Here is a 23760-nt window from a genome sequence, read left to right on the forward strand (position 1 = left end):
ATTCAAGGGACCTTGCGCTGGCTTAGTGCTCCGTTTGCACCTCGAAATAGGGCAACGCAAGGCTAGCGACTTCCTCGAATGATCAGGTGACGGTGACGAAGATCTTCCGCACCGTTTCGATCGTCTTCCAAACGCCGACGTAACCGGGCTTCATCACGAAGCTATCACCCGCGCGATAAATGACGGGCTCCTTCCCCTTCTCGGTCAATTCGATCACGCCATGGACGAGATGGCAAAATTCAAATGTCTCGCCCTTGATGGAATGCGTTTCGCCCGGCGTCGCCTCGAAGACCCCCGTGTTGACTTTGCCGTCCTTGGCAGTGTCCTGCAGCCAGGTCTTGAAAGCGGGGCTGCCAGCGATGAGGCGATCCGGCTCGGCAGTTCGCTGCTTGGGCTCGAATGATGGATTCGGGTCGATGGTTTTTAGTAGGGACATTGTCTCTCCTATTTCTGGCTGGAGCCATCCACGTTACCCTTGTAAGGTTCCAAGCCGATCTGATCTGAGTTGATCGAAGCGCGCTTACCAGGTGGCGGCGATGTATTTCGTTTCGAGGTATTCGAGCATGCCTTGGTGGCTGCCTTCGCGTCCGAGGCCGCTCTGTTTCATTCCGCCGAACGGCGCGGCGGCGTCGGAGACGACGCCGCGGTTAATTCCGACCATGCCGCTTTCCAGCCTGCCCGCGACTGCAAGCGCACGCTTGAGGTCCCGGCTAAAGACATAGGATACAAGTCCATATTCGGTATCGTTGGCCAGCTCGACGACCTCTTCCTCGGTGTCGAACACAATAACCGGCGCGACCGGACCGAAGATTTCTTCGCTAAGGATCTCAGCGTCTGGAGAGACATCGGCCAGAACAGTTGGCAGATAATAGAAGCCCTCGCCGCTCAATCTGCTACCACCGGTAACCAGCCGGGCTCCCTTGGCGATCGCGTCGTCTACCAAGCGCTCCGCCTTGGTCACCGCGGCATCGGTGATCAGCGGGCCAAGCTGCGTATCCGGTGCTAGTCCTGGTCCGACATTGAGCGCTGCCATCTCTTCCGCGAAGCGTCGTGTGAAATCAGCCGCAATCCCCTTTTGGACGTAGAAGCGGTTTGCGGCCGTGCAGGCCTCACCGCCGTTGCGCATCTTGGCGACCATCGCGCCGGCGACGGCTGCCTCCAGATCGGCATCGTCGAACACGATGAAAGGCGCATTGCCGCCCAGTTCCATGGAACAACTGACGACCTGGTCCGCAGCCTCGCGCAGCAGTATCCTGCCAACACCTGTCGAGCCAGTGAACGACAGCTTCCGCACCCGCTTGTCATGCAGCATTGCGCTGACCACAGGCCCGGCTTTCTTCGTGGGAACGATGTTGACGACTCCGGCGGGAATGCCTGCCCGACGCATCAGTTCGCCGATCGCGAGCGCCGTCAGAGGCGTCTCGGCTGCCGGCTTCAGGATGCAAGTGCAGCCTGCAGCCAATGCCGGGGCAATTTTTCGGGTCGCCATCGCTGCCGGGAAATTCCAGGGCGTTACCAATACGGCGATACCAATCGGCTCATGGCTGACGATGATCTGGTTTGCGCCCGAAGGTGCTGATCCGAATTCACCGGGAGCCCTAACGGCCTCCTCGGCATACCAACGGAAAAACTCGGCCGCGTAGGCGACCTCCGATCTCGCGTCGGGAAGCGCCTTGCCGTTTTCCACCGTGATCAGTTGCGCCAACCACTCTGCTTGTTCGAGAAGGAGGTGAAAACACTTCATCAGGACATCCGCGCGCCGCCGCGGCGACGTTGCCTTCCAGGCCGCAGCCGCCTTTTCTGCCGCGTCGACGGCCGCCATTGCATCCGCGATGTCGCCGTCACAAACTGTGGCGATCGCTTCCGCAGTCGAAGGATCGATCACATCGAAGGTCCGGCCACCTTTTGCCGAAACCCATTCGCCGTCGATGAACAGTTGCGTGGGAGCTTCGCATGCTACAGCCGCCTGCGAAGGCGCACGGCTTGCTTCAAGTGTCGGAGTTGCTTTCACGTTCACCACCATTCGCTACCAATCAGGATCGTTGTGCGATCAATATAGAATTGGTTTAGCAATTGGTGTCAATATAGATCAAATTGGTCTCGCGGATTATTTTCGATCTTCCGAAATCCCGGTGCCCTGTCAGCGACTGCGCAGTTTGCACGCGCTTGCGCTGACCGCCGGAAAGCTGATGCGGATTGCGATGCTCGAACCTTTTAGCCCAACTTTCGCGAGCCATCTCATCGACCGCTTGCGACGTTCGGCAGCGCCGACTCCCTTGAACATGGGACCGAGCTGCACGTTCTGATCGCGGTCTTAAACGGAAGCAATGCATCCTAGAACAAGTAACCGATGTCGTTCTTGATCCCGCGCACCGGCTGACCGTCGATGGAAAGGATGCCACTTGCAGGTTTCAGGAGGCCGGCGATCGCATTGAGTATGGTGCTCTTGCCGCATATGGTAGGTCCGACGATAGCGAGGAACTCGCCATCCGAGACACTGAGATCGACATCCTAGACAGCCACATAGGCGCCGAAGGACATGTAAGTGAGTCGATGGAAACCATCGGCTTTGCCTGGCTGGGATTGTACGCCGGGGTGCGGTTTTCTCCGGCCGCCGAAAGGTTACTCGAAATTGATGAGCGTATGGGCAGGAATCGAAGGGCGAGCCCCTTCGCGTCTGGTGAACACCGCAACCGTGGGCGCACCTCGACCCTTCCGACCCATGATGGGACTACGCCAACACGGTCAGCAGGGAGAAGTAGCGGTTCGGGCGGCTAGCGATCCCACTTGTCCAGCATGCTGATACAAGCGGCCGATACTGGCACGACCCCGAAGCCGTGGCCGGAGCTCGCCCGCGGCCGGGTAAAGGCTCTTCACACTATCGGCCGGCTCCGACGAGATAGCCATAGTGAAAACGCTGCCTTAAGCTCTCGTGCCGCCTGCTGTCACTTGCTTACCGTCGCCACCGGTGGTGTCTCCCCACCCAGTACTTTTTGGAAGACCTCGGCGTCCACATTTGCGCCGCTCAAGATAAGGCCGACTTTTCTGCCGCGCATGGCAGAGGCTTCCTTAAGCATCGCCGCAAGTGACGCGGCGCCGGCACCCTCGGCGACATTGTGGGTCATGCGGTAGATGAGGCGCATCGCTTCGGCTACCTCCTCGTCGCTGACGGCGACGATCCGCGAGGCGCCCTTCGAGTAGATTTACGAAAGCTTCTTCGACGGGAATGCGTACGGCCATGCCGTCGGCGAACGTCAGTGCCGTTTCAGTTTCGATCAGCCGTCCGGCCTCGAAGGAGAGCTTCGCGGCCGGCGCGTGCGTCGAAACTACGCCGATCACTTCCGTCTTCAGGCCCAGGGCCTCGCGCGCGGCGATGACGCCGCAAATCCCCGAGCCGCAGCCAATGGGCACATAGACCGCATCGAGATCGGGCACTGCGGTGAAGAGTTCCAACCCATAGCTTGAGACACCCCGGACAATTTCTTCGTGAAAGGGCGGTACCAGAAATAGGCCGGTTTCGGCGGCAAGTCGCCGAGCTTCGGTACGGGCCTCGTCGAAGTCGCGGCCGTACTCGATGACCTCGCCGCCAAAGGCCCGCATGGCTGCGTTCTTCTCGACCGAATTGCCCTGCGGGACAACGATCTTGGCGGCAAGACCGGCTGCCCGCGCGGCACGGGCCTGGCTCTGGCCATGATTCCCGCGCGTTGCCGTGACTATTCCCCTGGCCGAACCCCCGCTGCGGCGGAGCCAATCCATAAAGGTGATTCCGCCGCGGACCTTAAAAGCGCCGGCTGGCGTATGATTCTCGTGCTTGATCCAGACCACGGCCCCTGCCATTTCCGAGATCTGCGGCCACACGTATTGCGGTGTAGGTGACATATGCCGGTAGACGAGTGCGGCGGCTTCCTCGAGGTCCTTGCGTGCGAACAGATGCATGCCTTGCTTCCTTGCTTGTTCGACGCGTAACCAGCGTCGTTTACCGGTCCAATAACGTGGCGAAGGTTTCTGCCACCTACCGCATCTCCACCAGACCCCACCTACAATATCGGTGCTTCTTCAGGTAAATATGGGAAGCGCCCCTGCCTTGGCAGTCTTTCCGCCAGTTGCGACCGCCCATCCGGTCTGCACGCTCTCCTGCTCCCCGTCAGACCGGCGCCGTCATTGGGCTATGACGGCGCAAAGGGCTGTTCGGTGCGGCAGTGGCGCTTGTTATTCTGATGATCAATCGTGGATCGATGACGCCTCTCATGTCCGGCCCTCAGTGATCTCGCGCACTGCCGCGATGGCTTCGTCGACAGCGGCACGGTTGACATCGAGATGGGTGACCCAGCGCATTCGCCCACCTGGCCAAAAACTCGCCGCGATGCCGCGCTCACCTAGCGCCTGGGATAGCCGGGTCGCCAGCTCGGGCGCGAGCTCGACAAAGACCACGTTTGATTGCGGCGGGGTCACCTTCAGCCCCTCAATTCCCGCAAATGTTTGCGCGAGCACCCGAGCATTGGCGTGGTCCTCGACCAGCCGGTCGACGTGATGGTCGAGCGCGTACAGCCCAGCCGCTGCAATTATCCCTGCTTGCCTCATTCCGCCGCCGAGCATCTTGCGCCATCGGCGCGCACGGGCGATCAATGGGACATCGCCGACCAGCACTGATCCGATCGGCGCCCCCAGCCCCTTTGAAAGGCACAGCGACACGCTATCGAAGCCCTCTGCCAGGTACCCGACATCAACGCCGAGCGCCGCAGCCGCGTTGAACAGCCGCGCACCATCGAGATGGGTGGCGAGCTTCCGCTCCCGCGCAAATTCGACGACCTCGGCCAGATGATCGCGCGGCAGGACCCGCCCGGCGAACGTGTTCTCGATGCTGACCAGTCGCGTGATCGCAAAATGCGGATCATCGTCCTTCACCGCGGCGTGAAGCTCCTCGAGGGGGATCGTGCCGTCGGCGCGCACCGGCAATGGCTGCGGCTGGACCGAGCCCAGCACCGCAGCGCCTCCGGCTTCCCACAGATAGGTGTGAGCTCCGGTTGCGCAGAGAAATTCCTCGCCGCGCTGGCAATGGCTCATGATCGCAGCGAGATTGGACATGGTGCCGGTTGGCGCGAACAGTCCCGCTTCCTTGCCGAACACTGCGGCAAGTCGGGCCTCGAGCGCCTTGACCGTCGGGTCGTCGCCAAGGACATCGTCGCCCACCTCGGCGGCAGCCATCGCCGCACGCATGCCAAGGGTGGGACGGGTGACCGTATCAGAGCGGAAGTCCAGGCGGATAGCAGCATTGGCTTGCATGATCGAGACCCTATCGGTTTGGCTGTATCGGTCATACTAGCGAATGGATAGGCTCGGACAATCTATATAAACTGACGGATTATGGTGATATAGGATCACCAATCATGCGATCTAGCCGCGTCGAGTCATGGTGTCATGTCAATGTGGCGTTGGCTGCCTCGACCACCACCTGCAACTCGATCTTTGGCTCGATCTTCTCGGCTTGTCTGCAAGCGGCAGCCGCCCTGTGACGTCACATATGTTGTCTCGGTTCACGGGAGGCTGCCATCTTCGATGGAGACAACATCCGAAACGTTGCCGTCCTGTCCTATTCTGCAGATTCGAGGAGCCGCCCTTCACGAGAGCGCCGCCTCGGCCGATCCGCCGTACTTTGAGATGGAAATTGATATGATTTCAAATCTAATCTACCGGTGATAGTTTGTCACCAATGAAGCGGTCGGACATTCCATCCCTCGATGACCTGCGTGCCTTTGAAGTCGTTGCGCGGCTTGGTTCCGTGCGTGCGGCGGCGGCTGAGTTAAATTTGACGCACGGTGCTGTCAGCCGGCGCGTTTCGAAACTTTCCGAACACCTCGACATTCGTTTGCTGGAAGTTGATGGGCGTGGCCTAAGGCTGACGGAGGAGGGTTCACGGCTCGCGAAGGCGACGACAGACGCTTTGTCCCTCGTTTCGGCGGCGCTGGAGGATATCCGCAAAGTCGATCTGTCACCACCGATCGTCGTTTGATGCGAACGATCCGTCGCCATGCGATGGCTGATCCCGCGCCTCTCGGAATTTCAGGATCGCCATCCCGAAATTGACTTTCATCTTTCTGTCGGTGGCGGGGGGTTCGATTTTGCGCGCGACCGTATCACCCTTGCGATCCGCAGGCTTGATTTCGCGATCGATGCGAATTGGCAGGTCGAACGGTTGATCGAGGAGGAAGTCGGTCCTGTCATGCATCCTGCCATGACGGATCGGTTTGCTGCCGGCGATTATGTCGCGCTTGCTGCAAAGACCCGTCCGGATGGATGGCAGAAGTGGTCTACCGCTCATCCGGACGCGCCGAAGCCGCGCTCGACGCGCTCTCTTGACCATCATTTCCTGATGGTGGAGGCCGCAGCCAGCGGTCTTGGTGTAGCCATGTGCCCAAAAATCATTGCCATTGACGATATCCGCAAAGGCCGCCTGACCGCACCATTCAGCTTTCACCCTGATGGTTCACATTACGGCGTTATTCGTTCGGCACTGGCGAGGAGGACAGCTGGAATCGATCAATTCGTGTCTTGGCTTCTCGCCACCATCCAAGAAGATTTTCATGCTGCGTCATGAGGTCGGCGGCAAAGAGCCGACGACTGTCAACTTTCAAAGAACGTGCCGGCACTTCGTTCTTCGGCGCGCGCAAACGCCAGCGTGGCAATAGCGGTATCCTGAACACCGGTGCCCGTAAGATCGGCTATGGTGATGTCCGAGGCACTTCTGCGGCCCGGTCTGGCACCCACAACGACCTGACCTAGCTCCGGAAAATCAGCGTCACTTGCGACGAGACCTGCGTCGATGGCATGGCGCAATTCACCCAATCTTCGCGTTTGTTTGAGGCTGTCAGCCACGTAAACATCTGCCGCTTTGATAGCGATGGGGTCAATCTCGTTCTTATGTTCCGCGTCCGAACCCATGGCGGTCAGGTGCTGTCCGGGTTCGAGCCACGAGGCATCGACAATCGGTCGGTCGGCAGGTGTCGTCGTGACGACGATCTGTGACCCGGCGATCGCGCTTCGCGGATCCTCAAATGCGGAAATGGACAGATCTTGTCTGCCTCTGATCTGCCCGACAAGCGCTTGCGCCCGTCGATAATCACGCGCCCAAACGCGGATCTCTCGAATAGGTCTCACCAGCATGAGGGCCTCGAGTTGCAGCCTGGCCTGAACGCCCGCCCCGAAGACCGTTGCAATCGACGCGTCCTTCCGTGCCAGATGGTCTGCCGCGACAGCGCCAGCGGCCGCTGTGCGAACGTCGGTGAGGTAGCCATTGTCCAGCAAGAGCGCCTGCACCAAGCCCGTTTTGCTCGACAGCAAGACCATCAGACCGTTGGTGCTGGGAAGCCCGATCTTCGGATTATCAAAGAAACCAGGGCTGACCTTGATGGCAAAGCTCCTCAAACCACGAATATAAGCCGTCTTCACATCGACTTCGCCTCTGCTGTCGGGCACGTCGAGGCGCAAAATCGGCGGCATCTGAACCGCGTTTTCCACGGCCAATGCGCGGAAAGCGTTTTCAACGCAATTCACCGCATCCATGTCGAGCGGAATGATGGTTCGAAGCTCTGACTCGGTCAAAATCCTGATTTTTGACATCAGCGTCCCTCATCAATTGTGTCAAGGCCGTTGGCCACCTTCATGTGCAAGGCCATGTCAATGTTACCGCCTGAAAGAATGGCAACGATCGGGCCTTCAACCTGCGCCAGTTTACCTGAGAGCAGCGCAGCAATGCCGACTGCCCCAGCACCCTCGATTAACTCACGCTCACACGCATAGGCGTGACGTATCCCAGCGGCTATCTCACGCTCGCTGACGAGCACCACGTCGTCGAGAAGGGTTTTGCACATCGGGTACGTCCAGGCATTGGCCAAACCGACGCCGCCACCGAGCGAGTCGGCGAAACTTCGATGTTCTTCGACCTGGACCGGGTGCCCCGCGTCCATGCTAGCCTTCATCGCTGCTCCCCTTTCCATAGTTATACCGATTACCTTGGCATCCGGGCGCACCGCCTTGACCGCCGACGCGACACCTGCTGCCAAACCGCCGCCGGACAGGGGAACGAGAACCGCGGCGACGTCAGGCATCGCCTCGACAATTTCAAGTCCGACGGTGCCCTGGCCGGCGATGATCCAGGGGTGATCAAAGGGCGGGATCATGGTGAGGCCCTCCTCCGCGACGAGACGATCAACCTCGACCTGCGCTTCATCTTGGGATGACCCGACGATCCGTACGCGAGCGCCGAGTCGGCGGATTTCGGACACCTTGTTTTCCGGCACGAGGTGCGACATGCAAATGGTCGCTCGGGAGCCAATCGCGTCGGCGGCATAGGACAGCGCGCGTCCGTGATTGCCCGTGGAAGCCGCAACAACGCCTCTATCCCGCTCGGTTTGAGTGAGCTGCAAAATTGCATTGGTTGCTCCACGAAGCTTGAAGCTTCCGGTCAATTGGCGATGCTCCAGCTTCGGGCCGAACTGCGTCCCGGCCAGTTCGGACAGTGTCGCCGACATGACCACAGGCGTGATCCGGATGTGCTTGCTGATGCGCTCGCGCGCCTGCTCAATCGTTTCCAGACTAATCATGTCTGTTCACCTTAGCTCCGGCCTTTGCCAGTTGTTGTCTGCTGCGCGTAGCGCCAACGCAGGGGCTTGATTGCAAGCGGACGGCACGAACTTTTTCGGCGCCGTCGCGGACTTGCAGAAACGAGTATGGCACCTGAACCTCAGCCCTTCCGGCGTCTGAGGAGCATGTTCCTGTCGTGCCGCGCATACATCGAGTAAACGATAGGAATGAACCAGGGTTTGCCGTTGAAGAATGGGACGGCCCTCGGAGCGGCATCGAAATCGAACGCAGACCGCGATTGTTCCCCGTCACCGAGGATCTTGAACGCCGCCTTTTTGCCCAGCCATCTGGCCCACACGACACCGGAGCCGCAATAGCCGGTCGCATAGACTGTATTTCCGCGGGAGAACATGCGCGGGATCATGTCGCGGTTCATGGCGACATAGCCGAACCAGCTGTGCGTAAGACCTATTCCTGCGAGTTCGGGAAAGAGCCGAGCAAGTTCGCTTTGCAGATGTGCAATCGGAGCAGCGGAGTCCCCTTCAGTCGTCCCGTCGCGCCCGCCGAACAAGATCCGAGATCCATCGTGCGACGGCCGATAATAATAGCTAAGCTTACGCAGGTCGCCATACATCATGCGTGGCGGCATCAGCCGATCCATCACCTCCCTGTCGAGCGGCTCAGTCGCAATTATCCTGCTGCGAACAGGAACAAGCCGGCGACGCAGCCACGGGTCGAAACCGTCGGTGTAGCCATCAGTGCAGACAAGAAGCTTTCTGGCGAAAACCTCTCCGCGCTGCGTTTGAATTCGCACGCCTCCGGCCTCGCTAGTCGATCTAAGGACTGCGGTATTTTCATGTATGACCGCCGTCGATGAACTTGCCAGATCGATCATGGCCGCAAGAAGCTTGGCCGGCTGCAGCCCACCGATGTCTTTGCGCACAAAGCCTCCGACATAAAGGTCAGTTCCGATGAAATTCGGAACATCGGCCCTTTCCACCGGGTATGCCTCGATGCCGAGATTCTGATGCAGAAAGTCTGCCTGACGACGGAGTTCGTCGGCTTGATCAGCTGTCATGGCCCCGTTGAAGGCGCCAGACAGTGAGAAGTCACATTCGATATTCTCGTCTCTGAGGAAGCGCCAGAGATCCTCTCGCGCCGCCTTACCTTCCAGGAGAATGGCTTGCGCCCTCTCCTGCCCAAATCGCCTGACCAAATCCTTCCGCCCCGGACGGATGCTTCCGCTGGCCATGCCCCCATTGCGGCCCGATGCCGCAAGGCCAAGGGCCTGACGGTCGAACAGCTGCACATGCTTGCCCGCACGAGCAAGTTCGAGCGCTGCCGACAAACCCGTATACCCTCCCCCAACGACCGCCACGTCGCATGTTTTCTCGACATTCTGCGCTGGCAGGGAAGGAAATGTGCTGTCCTCCCACCAGTACGGCGTGGATTTAATGGGATGCGCTTGAGCCTGGGCCATGAGAGCTTAAGTTCCGGAAAGATGATTTCAATCGATTATTGGCTTAGTCTCGGCAGACCCAAAGCTTTCGCGTCGTTTCGATCACCCTCCAGGTTCCGACGAAACCCGGATGCATCGCGAAGGCGTCGCCGGCAACGATGCGCCGCGGCTCGCAGCCATCCTCGATCAGCTCAGACACGCCCGAAAGAATGACACAGAATTCGAAAGTTTCGCCCTTGATCGAGCGGTAGGCGCCGGGTGTCGCTTCCCAGACGCCGGAGCGAACGACGCCGTCGGCGGTCTGCGCAATGTCCCAGGCGAGAAATTGCGGATTACCCTCGATAAGCCTTTCAGGCGCGGGCTGGCCTTTTCGCGGTTGAGGCAGGTTGCCGTAATCGACGAAAGTGAGTTTGGACATTGGTAGACCTTTCTTGGATCTGTTTATCGGACAAACGACAGGCGCCGTTCGAGGTGTTTCAAACCCGTCAGAACGACGACGTTGATGGTGAGATAGAACGCTGCGGTGACGATGAAGATGTCCATGATCGCGAAAGTCTCGCTCATGAGCCGCTTCGCATATCCGGTGATTTCGAGAACGGTGATCGTGGATGCTAGGCTGGATTCCTTCACGATGATCGCCGCCTCGCTGCTATAAGCGGGAAGAGCCTGGCGCACGGCAAGCGGAAACTTCACCCTCTTGAAGACGTGCCACGGGTGCATGCCACAGGATTCTGCCGCTTCGATAAGTCCTTTCGGCAGGGAGAGGAAAGCCGTGCGGAAAATCTCCGCCGTGTAGGCACCGGTGTTGAGCACCACAGCAAGGATTGCAGCGTTCAGCCCATCTCCGATCATCCACCATAGAATGGGGTTCTGACGAATGAAACTCACCTGGGCCAAGCCGTAATAGATGACGAAGACCTGCACCAGCATAGGCGTGCCGCGGAAGATCGCGCAGTAGGCGTCGCATACGCGGCGCAATACCCGGCTTCTCGAGCAGCGCGCGAGCCCGACGGCGACACCAAAGGGAAGCCCGATACCGACGCCGAATAGGGCGATCAGCAACGTCATCTTGGCACCTGTGACAAGGAACGGAACGGCATATGCAATTATCCCGAGATCCATATCAGCGTCCTCGGAAGCCGCGGTCGAGCGCACGTTCAGCGCTGGAAAACACGGTTTGACTGACTGCGGTCATGCAGAAGAAGAGCGCCGCAGCGATACAGTAGAAAAGCAGCGGGGATCGTGTGATTCCTGCGCCGATGGCAGCCGTCCTCATTAATTCCTGTAAGCCGACGACCGAGACAAGCGACGTATCCTTGATCGTCATCTGCCAGACGTTGTTGATCCCGCCAAGCGCCAGCCGCAGTGCCAGTGGGAACGTGATGCGCATAAACGTTACCCCTCTTGGCAAGGCGAGCGACTGAGCGGCTTCCAGCAGACCGTAAGGCACGGCCTGAAGCGCACCACGGATGACTTCGATCGAATAGGCGCACGAGATGACGGCAATCGCGATTACCCCGACGATGTAGGGATATGCGTTATCAGCCGAGTCCTGATAGCCGAACGCAGCCGTAATCGCCTTCACCCACTCGATCGACCCGAAAAACAGGAGATAGATGACCAGCAAGCCCGGAACGCCACGAACGAGAATGCTGTACCCGTCGACAAGTTGCGAGACGACCACGACCTTCCGCCAGCGCATGATGGCCAAGGGTGTTGCAACGAGAAAACCGAGTGCCATTCCGATCAAACCGATGACGATCGTGACGACACTTCCTTTCAGCAGAGCCCGCGCCCAACTTTGCTCCACCATCAACACCCAAAGATCACCCAACATGGACACAATCCCCCCTAACCTGCCTTGGGCTGTGCCAAGGCAGGCTTCACGTTCAAAACGATCACTTCTTGCAGGGAATCGTGTAGTCGTCCTGGAACCAATGCATCGAGGCTTCCTTGACCTTGCCATCGTTGATCATCTTGCACAGGGCGGCATCGACCTTCGTCTTGAGTTCGGTATTGCCCTTGCGCATGCCGACTCCCATGCCATGGCCAAGAACGTCTGGGTCATCCATGGCCATGATCTTCAGGTCGATTTTGGTGAAGTTGGCGCCGTCAGGCGTTGCGAGAAAATCCATCCATGTCGGCGAATCCGCGAAGGCGATGTCGATGCGACCGCTCGCGAGATCGGCTGTCAGCTGAGTGACGGCGTCGTATGTCTTAAGATCGGCGCCGTGCATCCGCTTCTCCATGAACCTGGCGTAGGTCGTCCCGGTGACGACGCCGACACTCTTGCCCTCTAGGGCCTTCTCGATTTCGGCGAGGCTCTTGAGACCTGCAAGCGGAGAGTCCTTGGCAACAGCGAAATAGAGCGGCGTTGTCGCATAGGGGATGGAGTAGTCGATCTTCTTCTCACGTTCGGCGGTGATACCGAGGCCGGAAATGATGACGTCAAAGCGATCTTTATCCATGGAGGGCACCAGCGAGCTGAATGTCTGTACGACGAATTCACACTTCAGTTTCAGCTCGGCGCAGAGGCCATTGGCGATATCGGCGTCGAATCCGGTTACGTTGCCGCTCGGATCGGCCATGCTGAACTTCGGCGCATCGCCCTCCGTCCCGATACGCAGAACGCCGTCCTTTGCCGACGCGCCCGTCGCCAGTGCGCAGACGAGAAGGCTGGTTGCCAATGCTGACTTGATGAGATTGCTATTGATCATGATTGTTACCCCTTTTGGTTTTCGTTGTAGCGCGGTTTCAGGCGTTGGCTGCCATCACTGTCGATAGAAAACGCTTCACCCCTTCCGTTGCGGGATTTCGAAACAGTTCCTTCGGCTCGTCATCCTGCTCAAGGCGGCCGTTTTGCAGGAATATCATCCGGTTCGACACATCGCGTGCGAACCGCATTTCATGCGTGACGAGGAGGATCGTAGCCCCCGATTCCGCCAGCGCCCTTATGACTTTCAGCACTTCACCCACGAGCTCGGGGTCCAGTGCAGATGTCGGCTCATCGCACAGCATCAGTTTTGGTCTCATCGCCAGAACACGTGCGATCGCGACGCGTTGTTGCTGCCCGCCCGAAAGCTGTTGCGGGTAGCGATCGCGGAAACTCGCCATGCCGACTTTCGACAAGGCCGAGAGCGCGACCTCTTCAGCGTCTTTCTTCGCGAGTTTCAGCACCCAAACGAGTGCCTCGGTCACGTTAGACAGGACGTTCAGGTGAGGCCAGAGATTGAAGTTCTGGAACACCATGCCAATCTGCCTGCGAAGGTTCCTGATATCGCGAGCGTTGACAATCTGGCTCCTGCCGCGCTCGTCATTGACAACGCAGACCGACTGACCCATGCACTCGATCCGACCTGATGTCGGCGTCTCCAGAAAGTTGATGCAGCGAAGGGCGGTGCTTTTCCCACATCCGGACGACCCGATCAGGGAAATGACCTCACCTTCGCTCATGTCGAAGCTGATACCATCGAGTACCTTCGTCGATCCAAACGTCTTGGTGAGTTCTCGAACCTTTAGAACTGCGTTCATGCGCAAAGCCTCAGACAGTCGCCCATTCGTTATCCCGCCACCAGTCCTTGAGAGTCCAGCTCCCGCAACACCTCGTCAACGGCAGCCCTTGCGATCGCTACCATTTCGTCGATTTCCGCTTCCGTCATCACAAGTGGCGGTGCAAAGCCCAGAATGTCCCCATGCGGCATCGCGCGGGCAATGAGGTTGCGATTTCGCGCGGCTTGGGAGATGCGCGCGCCGACCTTCAGGCCGGGATCGAACGAAGCCCGGCTACCGCGATCGGAAACGAACTCGATGGCTGCAAGCATGCCGACACCACGAACCTCCCCGACGATCGGATTTTGCTCGAACTCCGCCTTCAGCCGTTGCATAAGATAAGCGCCTTTCGTCGCGGACTGGCCGGCAAGGTTTTCGCGCTCGATGATATCAAGAACCGCGTTCGCGGCCGCGGCGCCGATCGGATGACCGGAGTAGGTGTAGCCATGTGAGAACGAGCCCACACGCGGCGTTGCCTCCTCCATGACCTCGTAGACTTTTTGCGAAACGATGGCCGCCGACAGCGGCACATAGGCTGACGTCAAGCCCTTGGCGACGGTGATCAGATCGGGATCCATACCGTAGAGGTCCGAACCGAACATGGCACCGGTGCGGCCAAACCCGCAGACCACCTCGTCGGCAATCAGCAGCACGTCGTACTTCTTCAGCACAGCTTGGATCTTCGGCCAGTATCCTGCCGGCGGCGGTGTAATGCCTCCCGTTCCAAGGACCGGCTCCGCTATGAAGGCGCCGACAGTGTCCGGCCCTTCGGCGAGAACAAGCGCTTCCAATTCATCAGCGCGGCGCTGTGAAAAGGCTTCTTCGGTCTCGCCAGGCATCGCACCGCGATAGAAATGTGGGACGCCGGTGCGCAGAATCCCCGAAACCGGCAGATCCATATGATCGTGGTAAAAGCTCAAGCCTGTCATGGAGCCGGAAACCACTGAACATCCATGATAGCCGCGCTCACGCGAGATGATCTTCTTCTTTTGCGCTTTCCCGCGCAGATTGTTGTAATACCAGACGATCTTCGCCTGCGTCTCATTCGCGTCGGAACCGGACAGTCCGTAAAAGACCTTCGACATTTTGCCTGGGGCCATTCGCACCAGGCGATCCGAAAGTCGTGCGAGCTCCTCAGTCGTGTGTGCTGCGTAAGAGTGGTAATAGGCAAGCTTGTAAGCCTGCCGAGCGATCGCTTCGGCGACTTCGGTGCGGCCATAGCCGACATTCACGCAATAGAGGCCCGCAAAGCCGTCCAGATATTCTCGGCCGGATGCATCGCGGATACGAACGCCTTTTCCAGTCTCGACGATGGTGGGATCGGTCTCTCCGGCAGCGTAATTCTTAAGGTAAGTGAACGGATGCAGGACGGTCCTGCGGTCCATGTCAGCAATTTCAGCAATATTGGTCATTTCTCGGTTCCTCATGCAGCGAGGTCATCTCGGGCTGCACATTGCTGCCGCCTCTGTCTTGTCCATCAAGCGTAGAAGTATTGAGACGATGAATTCCGGCGGAAGGCTTGCTTGGACGAGGAATTCCTGCTTTTTTGGTCCGTTAAACGATGAAATCCTGCGGAGTTTCCCATGCAGCTCGATCGGCTAGATGCTCGTCTTCTCAGTCTCGTGCAGGTCCATAACAGACACAGCAGCGAGGAACTCGGTGCGATGGTCGGTCTTTCGGCCACTGCGGTGCAGCGCCGCCTCAAGCGGCTTCGTGAGGCGGGCGTGATTGAGGCTGAGATTGCGGTTGTGAAGCCCAAATCTGTCGGCCGGCCGATCGCAATGCTTGTACTGGTCACGCTCGAGCGCGAAAGAGCCGACATCGTTGACCGGTTCAAGCAATCGATACGGCAGACGCCGGAAGTGATGAACGGCTACTATGTAACAGGCGATGCGGATTTCGTCCTGATTGTCACTGCCGAGAGCATGGAAGACTACGAGGTCTTTACCCGCAAGTTCTTCTATGAAAATCCCGATATCAAGGGCTTCAAGACAATGGTGGTCATGGACCGCGTCAAGACAGGCTTTTCAGTGCCGATCGACTTTGATCACTTCTCCTGAGATAGACACGGCCTTGAGTCCGCCGGGTTTTCGCGGAATGACGTTTGATACTTCGACGGATTGCACCTGGGAATGTCTCCGGAGCCGGACCATTATCGTTCGAGCGCTGCGGGCGGATTGAAGGCAGGCGGCAAGCCGTCAGCGTCATGAGCAAAATGCAAGGTGGATTGGTCTGTTTGTGCCGTTCAAACTGACCGATCTGTATCCGATGATGCGCACATAAATCGCTTCACCGGAGGAACCGCATGAAGATCTACAATATCGCACTAGTAGGATTTGGTGGCGTCAACCGCGCTTTGGCGGAGCTCATCGCGACGAAGAACCCGCTGTGGGAGCGGGATCTTGGTTTTCGCCTTAACATCGTTGCCGTCAGTGATCTCCATCTCGGTTCCGTCATTTCGCCGAACGGTCTGGACGCCAAGACGCTCGTGGATGCCAATTTTGCGAAGGGCGGCTTCGGCGGGCTCTCCGGCGGCAAAGCGGAAGCGGACAATGAAGCGATCATCAAGACGGCGCCGGCCGACATCGTCGTCGAAGCGACATTTACGAACCCGAAGGACGGCGAGCCCGCTATTTCGCATTGCCGCTGGGCCCTTAAGTCCGGCAAGCACATCGTCACCACAAACAAGGGGCCTGTTGCAATCGCCGCTCAGGAACTGAAGGCTCTTGCCAAGGCTAACGGCGTCCATTTCGAGTATGAGGGCGCGGTCATGAGCGGGACGCCTGTCATGCGCATGGCAAAAAAGACCCTTGCTGGCGCAGAAGTGAAAGGGTTCGAAGGGATTCTCAACGGTACCTCGAACTTTGTCCTCGGCCGCATGGAGAAGGGTCTCGACTTCGCCAGCGCTGTCGCAGAGGCACAGGCGCTCGGCTATGCCGAAGCCGATCCGACCGCCGACGTCGAAGGTTTCGACGTGCGCCTCAAGGTCGTGATCCTCGCAAACGAGCTGCTGGGAGCAAACCTCAAGCCCGCGGATGTCTCCTGCATTGGCATTTCAAAGCTTTCTCCTACCGATATTCAAACAGCGGCCAGGACCGAGAGCCGTTGGAAATTGATCGGATCGGCAGTTCGCAACGCCGACGGGACGATAAGCGGCAGCGTTGCACCTCAACAGCTTCCGCTTGGGCATCCGCTCGCCGGCGTCAACGGCGCGACCAATGCAGTTTCACTGAACACTGAACTGCTCGGCTCCGTCACTGTCACTGGCCCAGGTGCCGGACGGATGGAAACCGCTTACGCTCTGCTGTCCGACATCGTGGCGATACACACTGCCCACCCGCCCGAATTCGCGAAGGAGGCTGCGTAATGCCCGGTCTGGCCCCGAACCCCACCCCTTCCAACGAGATCATTGTCAATAGTCCCTTTGACGGCAGCTTTGTCGGAGCCGTTAAGGAGACCAGTGCCGACGATGTCGAGCTGTTGCTCGAACGCGCCAGGCGCGGCGCGCAGATTGCCCGGTCGCTCCCCCGTCACCACCGCTCTGCAATTCTCGAAAGGGCCGCAGCCACTATCGAAGAACGCAAGGAGGAGTTCGCGCTCCTGATCGTACGAGAGGCGGGGAAGACAATCGCTCAGGCCCGCAAGGAGGCGACACGTTGTGTCAACACCCTGAAACTCTCCGCGGAAGAGGCCAAGCGGAATGCTGGAGAGGTCATTCCCTTCGATGCTTATGCCGGCTCGGAATCTCGTCAAGGCTGGTATACCCGGGAGCCCCTCGGCATCATCACGGCGATCACGCCTTACAATGATCCGCTCAATCTCGTGGCGCACAAGCTTGGGCCTGCCATCGCCGGCGCCAATGCAGTACTGCTGAAGCCGTCGGAGCTTGCGCCGCTCTCCGCCATCAAGCTGGTGGAGGTGTTGATCGAAAGCGGTTTGCCGGAGGAGGTCATCACGGTCGCTGTCGGCGGCGCCGAACTCGGCAAGGCGCTCGTTTCGGCGAGAGACGTTCGCATGATCTCCTTCACGGGCGGTTTTGTCACCGGCGAGGCTATCGCAAAAGCCGCCGGCATCAAGAAGCTCGCGATGGACCTCGGCGGCAATGCCCCTGTTATCGTGATGGAAAACAGCGATGTTGACGCTGCCGTGGAGGATTGCGTGTCAGGTGCCTTCTGGGCAGCCGGCCAAAACTGCATCGGAACACAGCGGATTCTGGTACAGCGCTCGGTCTATGAGCGCTTCAAGACCGAGTTCGTGGCTCGGACCGCCTGGATGAAGACCGGCGATCCGATGAACTCTGAGACTGATATGGGCCCGATGATCTCCGTAAGCGCGGTGAACCGTGCCGCCGCCATGGTCGATCGAGCAATCGCTGCCGGCGCGACGCTGCTTTGCGGTCACAAGCCAGTCGGCACTCTCTATCCCCCAACCGTCCTGGAAAATGTGCCGGCGACGTGCGACGTATTGAACGACGAAGTCTTCGCTCCGGTCGTCATACTGCAACCGTTCGATGAGCTCGACGAGGCAATACAGCGAGCGAACGAGCCCGAATACAGCCTCCATGCCGGGATCTTTACCAACGATCTTGCCAACGCCCTCGATGCCGCCAAGCGGATTGATGCCGGCGGTATCATGATCAACCAGTCGTCCGACTATCGCTTCGACGCAATGCCGTTTGGCGGGTTCAAATACGGCAGCATGGGACGCGAAGGCGTTCGGTTTTCTTACGAGGACATGACCCAGCCGAAGGTCGTCTGCATCACGTCACTGCAACACTGATCGGCGAAGCCGGCGGCAATTTGAACCCATCGTCGTTTTTGGAAGTCAAGATGTTCAAAGGATCCATCACGGCCCTTGTCACCCCATTTGCCGGTGGGAAAGTGGATGAGGTTACGCTTCGCAGCCTAATCGAATGGCAGATCGCCGAGGGCACGTCCGGGCTCGTCCCCTGCGGAACAACGGGGGAAAGCCCGACCCTCAGTCATGCCGAACACAAGCGCGTCGTGGAACTCGCGATCGCGGCAGCGAACGGTCGCATTCCGGTCATAGCCGGCGCCGGCTCCAACAGCACGGAGGAAGCAATCAGCTTCGTGCGGCATGCACAGGAGGCCGGCGCGGACGGCTTGCTGATCGTCGCGCCCTACTACAATAAACCCACCCAAGAGGGGATCTATCAGCACTTCAGGGCCATCGACGCCGAAGCCACGGTTCCGATCATCGTCTACAATATCCCGGGTCGGAGCGTGATCGATATTCAAGTCGAAACGCTTGCCCGTATTTTCAGGGATTGTCCGAACGTCAAGGGTGTCAAGGACGCGACAGGTAATCTCTTGCGACCGTCTCTGGAGCGTATGACCTGCGGCAATGAGTTCAATCTTCTCACCGGCGAAGACGGCACGGCGCTTGGTTACATGGCCCATGGCGGCCACGGCTGCATCTCAGTAACCGCGAACGTTGCTCCCCGGCTGTGTGCAGACTTCCAGCGTGCGTGCCTGAAAGGCGACTTCAAGACGGCGCTGGACCTTCAAGACCGGCTGATGCCCCTCCACCACGCGCTGTTTCTCGAGACCAGTCCGGCTGGCGTGAAATTCGCGCTGTCACAACTTTCCAGGATTCGCGGAGACCTCCGCCTTCCTCTCGTCGAGGTGAGCCCGCCCGTTAAAGAGGCCATCGTCCATGCGATGCGCCATGCCGGAATTCTGGATTAAGGAGCGGAGAATGGGAATTGAACGCGTAGAGGTCGATTTGATCGGCCCGCTTCCTATCCCTCGCGAGGTTCTATACGGCATCCATACCCGACGGGCTGAGCTCAATTTCGACGTTTCAGGCGTTCGGCTGAAAGACTTCCCCGAACTCATTCAATCAATGGCTATGGTCAAGAAGGCGGCAGCATGCGCAAACGCTGACCTTAGGCTTCTTCCGACGGAAAAGGCATCGGCGATCTGCGAGGCTTGCGATGATCTCATCGAGTTGAAGTGCATTGATGGGAACTTCCCTGTCGATATGATGCAGGGTGGCGCGGGCACGTCCACTAATATGAATCTGAATGAGGTTGTGGCCAACCTGGCGCTGCTGAAGCTTGGGGCGAATGTCGGCGACTACGACAAACTTCATCCAAATGATGACGTGAACCTTTCCCAATCGACAAACGATGTCTATCCGACCGCTCTGCGTCTGACGATTCTTCGCGCTTGCGAAGGGCTTATAGCGTCTCAGGTAGGCGTGCGCGATGCATTCCGTGCGAAGGCGCGCGAGTATGCCAGCGCATTGAAGGTCGGCCGCACTCAATTGCAGGATGCCGTCCCGATGACAGCAGGACAGGAATTTGATGCGTTCGGCGAATTGATCGATGAAGATATCAACCAGCTGCAGTCCGCTTCCCGATTGTTGAAAGAGGTTAATCTCGGCGGATCGGCAATCGGAACCTCAATTAACGTTCCCCGCGGCTTCCCCGGCGCGGCTTGCGCCCACCTCACTCAGATTTCCGGTATTCGGCTGATCCCCGCTCGAAATTTTATCGAAGCGACATCCGACACCGGCGGCTTCGTTTCGTTCTCCAGCGTTCTCAAGCGAATTGCCGTGAAACTAACAAAAATCTGCAATGATCTGCGTCTCTTGAGCAGCGGGCCGAGGGGCGGTCTGGGCGAAATCCGACTTCCGCCCGTGCAAGCCGGATCCTCAATCATGCCCGGTAAAGTCAATGCCGTTATCCCCGAAATGATGAACCAGATCGGATTCCAGGTTATTGGAAATGATCTCACTGTCACGCTGGCGGCAAGCGCGGGGCAATTGCAGCTCAATGCGATGGAGCCAGTGATCATTCTCAACATCCTCCAATCCATGCGGATGTTGACGCGGGGGATGGAAATTTTTAAGCAGCGATGCGTCGATGGAATTGAAGTTGATGTCGACCGGTGCAAGGACCTCCTCGATCAGTCTCTCGTACTCGCAACTCCCTTGGCGATGCTGATCGGGTACAGTAAGGCCGCGCATCTTTCCAAGAAGGCGCTGGCAGAGAAGCGGGGGCTGCGGCAGGTGGTCGAAGAGGAAGGCATCCTAGCGCCCGATCAAATTAAAGAGCTCTTTGAAGCCGGCGCGGCGTTCGCATATTCGGACGTCAGGCATGGGAGCTGAAAGAACTGGTAAGCTAGCGCATGTCGCGCAAAAGTGTACAGTGGCTTTGCGATACCGACATGCGTAATACAAAGGCATAAAGCGCAACGAGCAGAATCTGAAAGATCGCGACTCGCTCTAGGGAGCCGCGAACCCGTTTCAGAGCGCCTTCAGGATCCAGACACCTCCCGTGAGGAATGACCAATCCGCTTATCAACGATCGCGGTAGAGCGGAGTGTTGGCGCGGTATCGCGGATATATGGGAGAAGCCGCTTGCCATTAAATCAAGTTCGGGCCTGCCGTTTATTGTTTGAGTTTACTCAGCCGCGCCAATCAATGACTCGGGGCTATTTTCGAATTACCGAGGAGAGAGCGAACGCAGTCAGCGTATCGCGCACGCCGGGCATCTCGGCAATCAACTGCCAAATCTGCCGGATGCGGTCAGCCTCATGTGACTCGACCCTCACAAGGAGATCGAAATCACCGGTCATAACGTCGCAAGCCACGACTTCCGAGATTTTCCGTAGCGCCTGAATGACGTCGCCGCCCCTCATGCGATCGTGACGGTAGACGAAAATCAGTGCGGTTGTGATGTGTTGGCTATTTCCCCCATCGCAGGTGACGATCGTATATCCCCTGATGAAGCCTTCTCGCTCAAGTCGTTCGATCCGCACACGCACGGCATTTCGAGAAAGGTTCACCTTCGCCGACAACTCCGCATGGGAAATTCGGGCATTCGCCTTCAATTCGACGAGTATCTGTTCGTCAGTGCGATCGAGGAGATATTTCATAAAGCCTCAGCCGCGTCTCTTAAGCGAGAATGTCGGACGTTACCGACCGATAGGCTGACACGGCGATCTCCGGTAGGTAGGCTCTTTCCTTCCGACTGGCAAATCGCTTCGATGTCGAAGCCATTATGAAACCTGGCAGCGCCTGCCTTTCTTTATCAGTCAGGCATCGGACTTCCTGGTAACCTTGCAGTAGCGCGCAAGCGCGCTCTTTGTTGAGGTTTCCGTTGGTTTCGCCCGCCCAACCGACAAGCACATCAGCAAGTTCCGACACAAGCGCATCCTCGTGCCGTAGCCTGAAGTTGATGACCCCGCTGACATTCTCGCCGAGGAAAAAGACGTTCTCCTGGACCAATGCACCGTGAACTGTCCCAATGGGAAGAGCCGTTGATGCGCATTTCGCCCCCCGTTCCAAGATAGAGTGGATTTGAGCCGTAACGCGACCCAGGCTTATACATTTTGCCGGACCTGCAAACGTCGGCGATGCGCCTGGGACGAAGCTGACAGTGGCAACCAACCGACCTGCGGCCAGGGACGTGGCGTGGCCGTCGACAGTGCGTAGTGGGATGGGACAGGGGACGCCATGTCGATGAAGCGCCTCCATGGTTTCGAAAGCCCTTTCCAAGTCTATTGGCTGGGCTCCATTCTCGAAAAGTGTAACGATGAATTCGCCTTCCCTGGTCCGAAACAGGTACGTCGTCTCGGAGTCGCCGTCCGCAATCCCAATCACCGACAGAAGTGATGTAAACCCGTAGGCCGCGGCAATGGTTTGGCGATCTTCGTCAGAAAGTTCAGTAAAAACAGCCATTTTCCTGCCCTTTTCAACGATGAAGTCCGCGGCTCGGCCCCGGGTTTGCGTCGCCACGCCGTGAAGGGCGGCGAAAAGACATTGGTTCCGCCGCCTTGTGGTATATTTGTTTGTCCGGGCCGAACCGTCAGCGCACGCAGGACGGCCGCTGTTTACATGACTGTGACGTAGATCTTCCGGACGGTTTCCACGGTCCGCCAGGTGCCGATGAATCCGGGTTTCATCACGAAACTATCGCCCGCTTTGTAGGTAACCGGTTCCCCGCCGTCCGGAGTGATTTCCACGACGCCTGCAAGGATGTGGCAGAATTCGAATGTCTCACCCTTGACGGAGCGCGTCAGGCCAGGCGTCGCTTCCCAGACGCCGGTATGAATCATATCGTCTCGCGCCACGTCCTGAGCCCAGGTCTTGAATAAGGGATCGCCGGCGATCAGGCGTTCGGGGCCGGGCCTAGCCTCACGCGGTGTTTCGGTGCTGTTGGGTACGATGGTCTTGAGGAGGGACATATTTTCTCCTTGCTCTCCTGGTTGCAGCTCAATAACCGCGGTCGCGATCGACAAGCCCGATCGGGTCGAGGCCGTCGCGATGACGTTTGATGTTGTCGATAACAGCGCGAGCTGCCGTCTCCGGTTGCGTAACGCTTGCAACGTGTGGCGTCAGAATGATCTTTGGATGTCGCCAGAAACCATGTTCTGGGGGCAAGGGCTCAGGCTCGGTGACATCAATGAACGCGCCGGACAGATGTCCCTCGTCGAGAGCCGCAATGAGCGCGTCATGATCGAGTTGCGCGCCGCGCCCCACATGGACGAGCGCCGCGCCGGCCGGAAGGGTCGCGAAGAGCCTGGCATCAAGCAGCCCATGCGTCCCTTGCGTCAGCGGCAGGAGACAGATCAGGATGTCGGTGCGCGCCAGAAACGGCGTGAGCCCGTCCGACCCATGATAGCAGTCAACACCATCCACCTGTCGTTCCGAGCGGCTCCATGCGGCAAGCGGAAAGCCGAAGGGTTTCAGTCGCTCCATGACGGCCTGAGCGAGCATGCCAAGGCCCAGGATACCGATCCGCTGCTGGGCTGCCTGACGCACGGGAAGCGGGAGCCAGGCGGCGTCGGCCTGCTGACCAATATAGGCCTTCAACTTGCGGTGCAAGGCGAGCACGGCGAGCGTCACATACTCCTGCATCATCCGGACGATGCCGTCCTCGACCATTCTGACGAGGATAGCGCCAGGGGGCAGGGTCCCTGGTTTGAACTGGTCGACGCCGGCGCCGATCGAGAAGACCACCTCCAAATTCCTGAAGCGATAAAGATCAGGCGGCGCAGTCCACGTGAGGATGTAGCGGATCTCATCCGGGTCATACTCGGAAATATCCATCGCGAACGGCAGATCGGGTAGGTCGCGTGCAAAAGCCTCGGCGAAGACGAGGCCTCTTTCTCGATCCGAATTGAACCAGAAAGCCATGGGTG

General features: G+C 58.5%; 21 protein-coding genes and 3 pseudogenes. 6 read left to right on the forward strand and 18 right to left on the reverse strand.

Annotation, left to right across the window (positions count from 1 at the left end; genetic code table 11):
* Positions 1–82: 82 nt before the first annotated feature.
* The 5 genes and pseudogenes from NE852_RS31395 to ltaE all read right to left on the reverse strand — a co-directional run bounded on the left by NE852_RS31395 (position 83) and on the right by ltaE (position 5283).
* Entirely contained in the window at positions 83–436 is a 354-nt protein-coding gene (locus NE852_RS31395; protein ID WP_008523474.1) for a cupin domain-containing protein, read from the reverse strand.
* An 84-nt stretch (positions 437–520) separates the two neighbouring features.
* Positions 521–2023 (reverse strand): NAD-dependent succinate-semialdehyde dehydrogenase, encoded by a 1503-nt coding sequence (locus NE852_RS31400; RefSeq protein ID WP_008523475.1) that lies wholly within the window; start codon positions 2021–2023, stop codon positions 521–523.
* Positions 2024–2141: 118 nt separating this feature from the next.
* A pseudogene (locus NE852_RS31405) lies at positions 2142–2564 on the reverse strand (ATP-binding cassette domain-containing protein); the annotation flags it as partial.
* Positions 2565–2945: 381 nt separating this feature from the next.
* Positions 2946–3936: pseudogene (locus tag NE852_RS31410) on the reverse strand (threonine dehydratase).
* A gap of 309 nt (positions 3937–4245) precedes the next feature.
* Positions 4246–5283 carry a low-specificity L-threonine aldolase gene (gene ltaE, locus NE852_RS31415; RefSeq protein ID WP_008523477.1) on the reverse strand — a complete coding sequence of 346 codons (1038 nt, stop codon included), beginning with the start codon at positions 5281–5283 and terminating at the stop codon, positions 4246–4248.
* 427 nt (positions 5284–5710) lie between these two features.
* Between ltaE and NE852_RS31420 the strand changes: the two are divergent.
* A pseudogene (locus NE852_RS31420) lies at positions 5711–6595 on the forward strand (LysR substrate-binding domain-containing protein).
* Between the two features lie 26 nt (positions 6596–6621).
* On the opposite strand, the gene NE852_RS31425 reads toward NE852_RS31420, so the two are convergent.
* The 9 genes from NE852_RS31425 to NE852_RS31465 all read right to left on the reverse strand — a co-directional run bounded on the left by NE852_RS31425 (position 6622) and on the right by NE852_RS31465 (position 15000).
* Entirely contained in the window at positions 6622–7617 is a 996-nt protein-coding gene (locus tag NE852_RS31425) for a cyclodeaminase (protein WP_008523478.1), read from the reverse strand.
* Positions 7617–8600 (reverse strand): hydroxyectoine utilization dehydratase EutB, encoded by a 984-nt coding sequence (gene eutB, locus NE852_RS31430; protein ID WP_008523479.1) that lies wholly within the window; start codon positions 8598–8600, stop codon positions 7617–7619. Before eutB ends, NE852_RS31425 begins: the two co-directional genes overlap by 1 nt.
* Before the next feature lie 140 nt (positions 8601–8740).
* On the reverse strand, positions 8741–10060 hold the full coding sequence (locus tag NE852_RS31435) for an FAD-binding oxidoreductase (protein WP_037170765.1): 1320 nt from the start codon (positions 10058–10060) through the stop codon (positions 8741–8743).
* A 43-nt stretch (positions 10061–10103) separates the two neighbouring features.
* Positions 10104–10457, reverse strand: coding sequence for a cupin domain-containing protein (locus NE852_RS31440; protein ID WP_008523481.1), 354 nt, complete (start codon positions 10455–10457; stop codon positions 10104–10106).
* Positions 10458–10480: 23 nt separating this feature from the next.
* Complete coding sequence (locus tag NE852_RS31445) at positions 10481–11161, reverse strand: ABC transporter permease (protein ID WP_008523482.1); 681 nt, start codon at positions 11159–11161, stop codon at positions 10481–10483.
* A gap of 1 nt (position 11162) precedes the next feature.
* Positions 11163–11876: an ABC transporter permease subunit gene (locus tag NE852_RS31450; RefSeq protein ID WP_008523483.1), complete on the reverse strand. Its 714-nt coding sequence runs from the start codon at positions 11874–11876 to the stop codon at positions 11163–11165.
* Positions 11877–11937: 61 nt separating this feature from the next.
* Positions 11938–12756 carry a transporter substrate-binding domain-containing protein gene (locus NE852_RS31455; protein ID WP_258157033.1) on the reverse strand — a complete coding sequence of 273 codons (819 nt, stop codon included), beginning with the start codon at positions 12754–12756 and terminating at the stop codon, positions 11938–11940.
* Positions 12757–12793: 37 nt separating this feature from the next.
* The gene (locus NE852_RS31460) at positions 12794–13570 is read right to left on the reverse strand and encodes an amino acid ABC transporter ATP-binding protein (RefSeq protein ID WP_008523486.1); all 777 of its coding nucleotides are present in this window, start codon (positions 13568–13570) and stop codon (positions 12794–12796) included.
* 29 nt (positions 13571–13599) lie between these two features.
* On the reverse strand, positions 13600–15000 hold the full coding sequence (locus NE852_RS31465) for an aspartate aminotransferase family protein (RefSeq protein ID WP_258157034.1): 1401 nt from the start codon (positions 14998–15000) through the stop codon (positions 13600–13602).
* A gap of 171 nt (positions 15001–15171) precedes the next feature.
* Between NE852_RS31465 and NE852_RS31470 the strand changes: the two genes are divergently transcribed.
* The 5 genes from NE852_RS31470 to NE852_RS31490 all read left to right on the forward strand — a co-directional run bounded on the left by NE852_RS31470 (position 15172) and on the right by NE852_RS31490 (position 20722).
* On the forward strand, positions 15172–15648 hold the full coding sequence (locus NE852_RS31470) for an Lrp/AsnC family transcriptional regulator (protein WP_008523489.1): 477 nt from the start codon (positions 15172–15174) through the stop codon (positions 15646–15648).
* 245 nt (positions 15649–15893) lie between these two features.
* The gene (locus NE852_RS31475) at positions 15894–16955 is read left to right on the forward strand and encodes a homoserine dehydrogenase (protein ID WP_258157035.1); all 1062 of its coding nucleotides are present in this window, start codon (positions 15894–15896) and stop codon (positions 16953–16955) included.
* On the forward strand, positions 16955–18367 hold the full coding sequence (locus NE852_RS31480; RefSeq protein WP_258157036.1) for an aldehyde dehydrogenase family protein: 1413 nt from the start codon (positions 16955–16957) through the stop codon (positions 18365–18367). The genes NE852_RS31475 and NE852_RS31480 overlap by 1 nt, the downstream gene beginning before the upstream one ends.
* Before the next feature lie 50 nt (positions 18368–18417).
* The gene (gene dapA, locus NE852_RS31485) at positions 18418–19296 is read left to right on the forward strand and encodes a 4-hydroxy-tetrahydrodipicolinate synthase (RefSeq protein WP_008523494.1); all 879 of its coding nucleotides are present in this window, start codon (positions 18418–18420) and stop codon (positions 19294–19296) included.
* 10 nt (positions 19297–19306) lie between these two features.
* Positions 19307–20722: an aspartate ammonia-lyase gene (locus NE852_RS31490; RefSeq protein WP_008523495.1), complete on the forward strand. Its 1416-nt coding sequence runs from the start codon at positions 19307–19309 to the stop codon at positions 20720–20722.
* A 326-nt stretch (positions 20723–21048) separates the two neighbouring features.
* Here NE852_RS31490 and NE852_RS31495 read toward each other — a convergent pair whose 3' ends face one another.
* The 4 genes from NE852_RS31495 to NE852_RS31510 all read right to left on the reverse strand — a co-directional run bounded on the left by NE852_RS31495 (position 21049) and on the right by NE852_RS31510 (position 23755).
* Complete coding sequence (locus NE852_RS31495; protein WP_008523496.1) at positions 21049–21492, reverse strand: Lrp/AsnC family transcriptional regulator; 444 nt, start codon at positions 21490–21492, stop codon at positions 21049–21051.
* A 19-nt stretch (positions 21493–21511) separates the two neighbouring features.
* Positions 21512–22297, reverse strand: coding sequence for a phosphotransferase (locus NE852_RS31500; RefSeq protein WP_008523497.1), 786 nt, complete (start codon positions 22295–22297; stop codon positions 21512–21514).
* A gap of 152 nt (positions 22298–22449) precedes the next feature.
* The gene (locus tag NE852_RS31505) at positions 22450–22803 is read right to left on the reverse strand and encodes a cupin domain-containing protein (RefSeq protein ID WP_008523498.1); all 354 of its coding nucleotides are present in this window, start codon (positions 22801–22803) and stop codon (positions 22450–22452) included.
* Between the two features lie 28 nt (positions 22804–22831).
* Complete coding sequence (locus NE852_RS31510) at positions 22832–23755, reverse strand: glyoxylate/hydroxypyruvate reductase A (RefSeq protein WP_008523499.1); 924 nt, start codon at positions 23753–23755, stop codon at positions 22832–22834.
* Positions 23756–23760: the final 5 nt, after the last annotated feature.

It is taken from the genome of Rhizobium sp. Pop5, from assembly GCF_024721175.1.
Classification (GTDB): Bacteria; Pseudomonadota; Alphaproteobacteria; order Rhizobiales; family Rhizobiaceae; genus Rhizobium.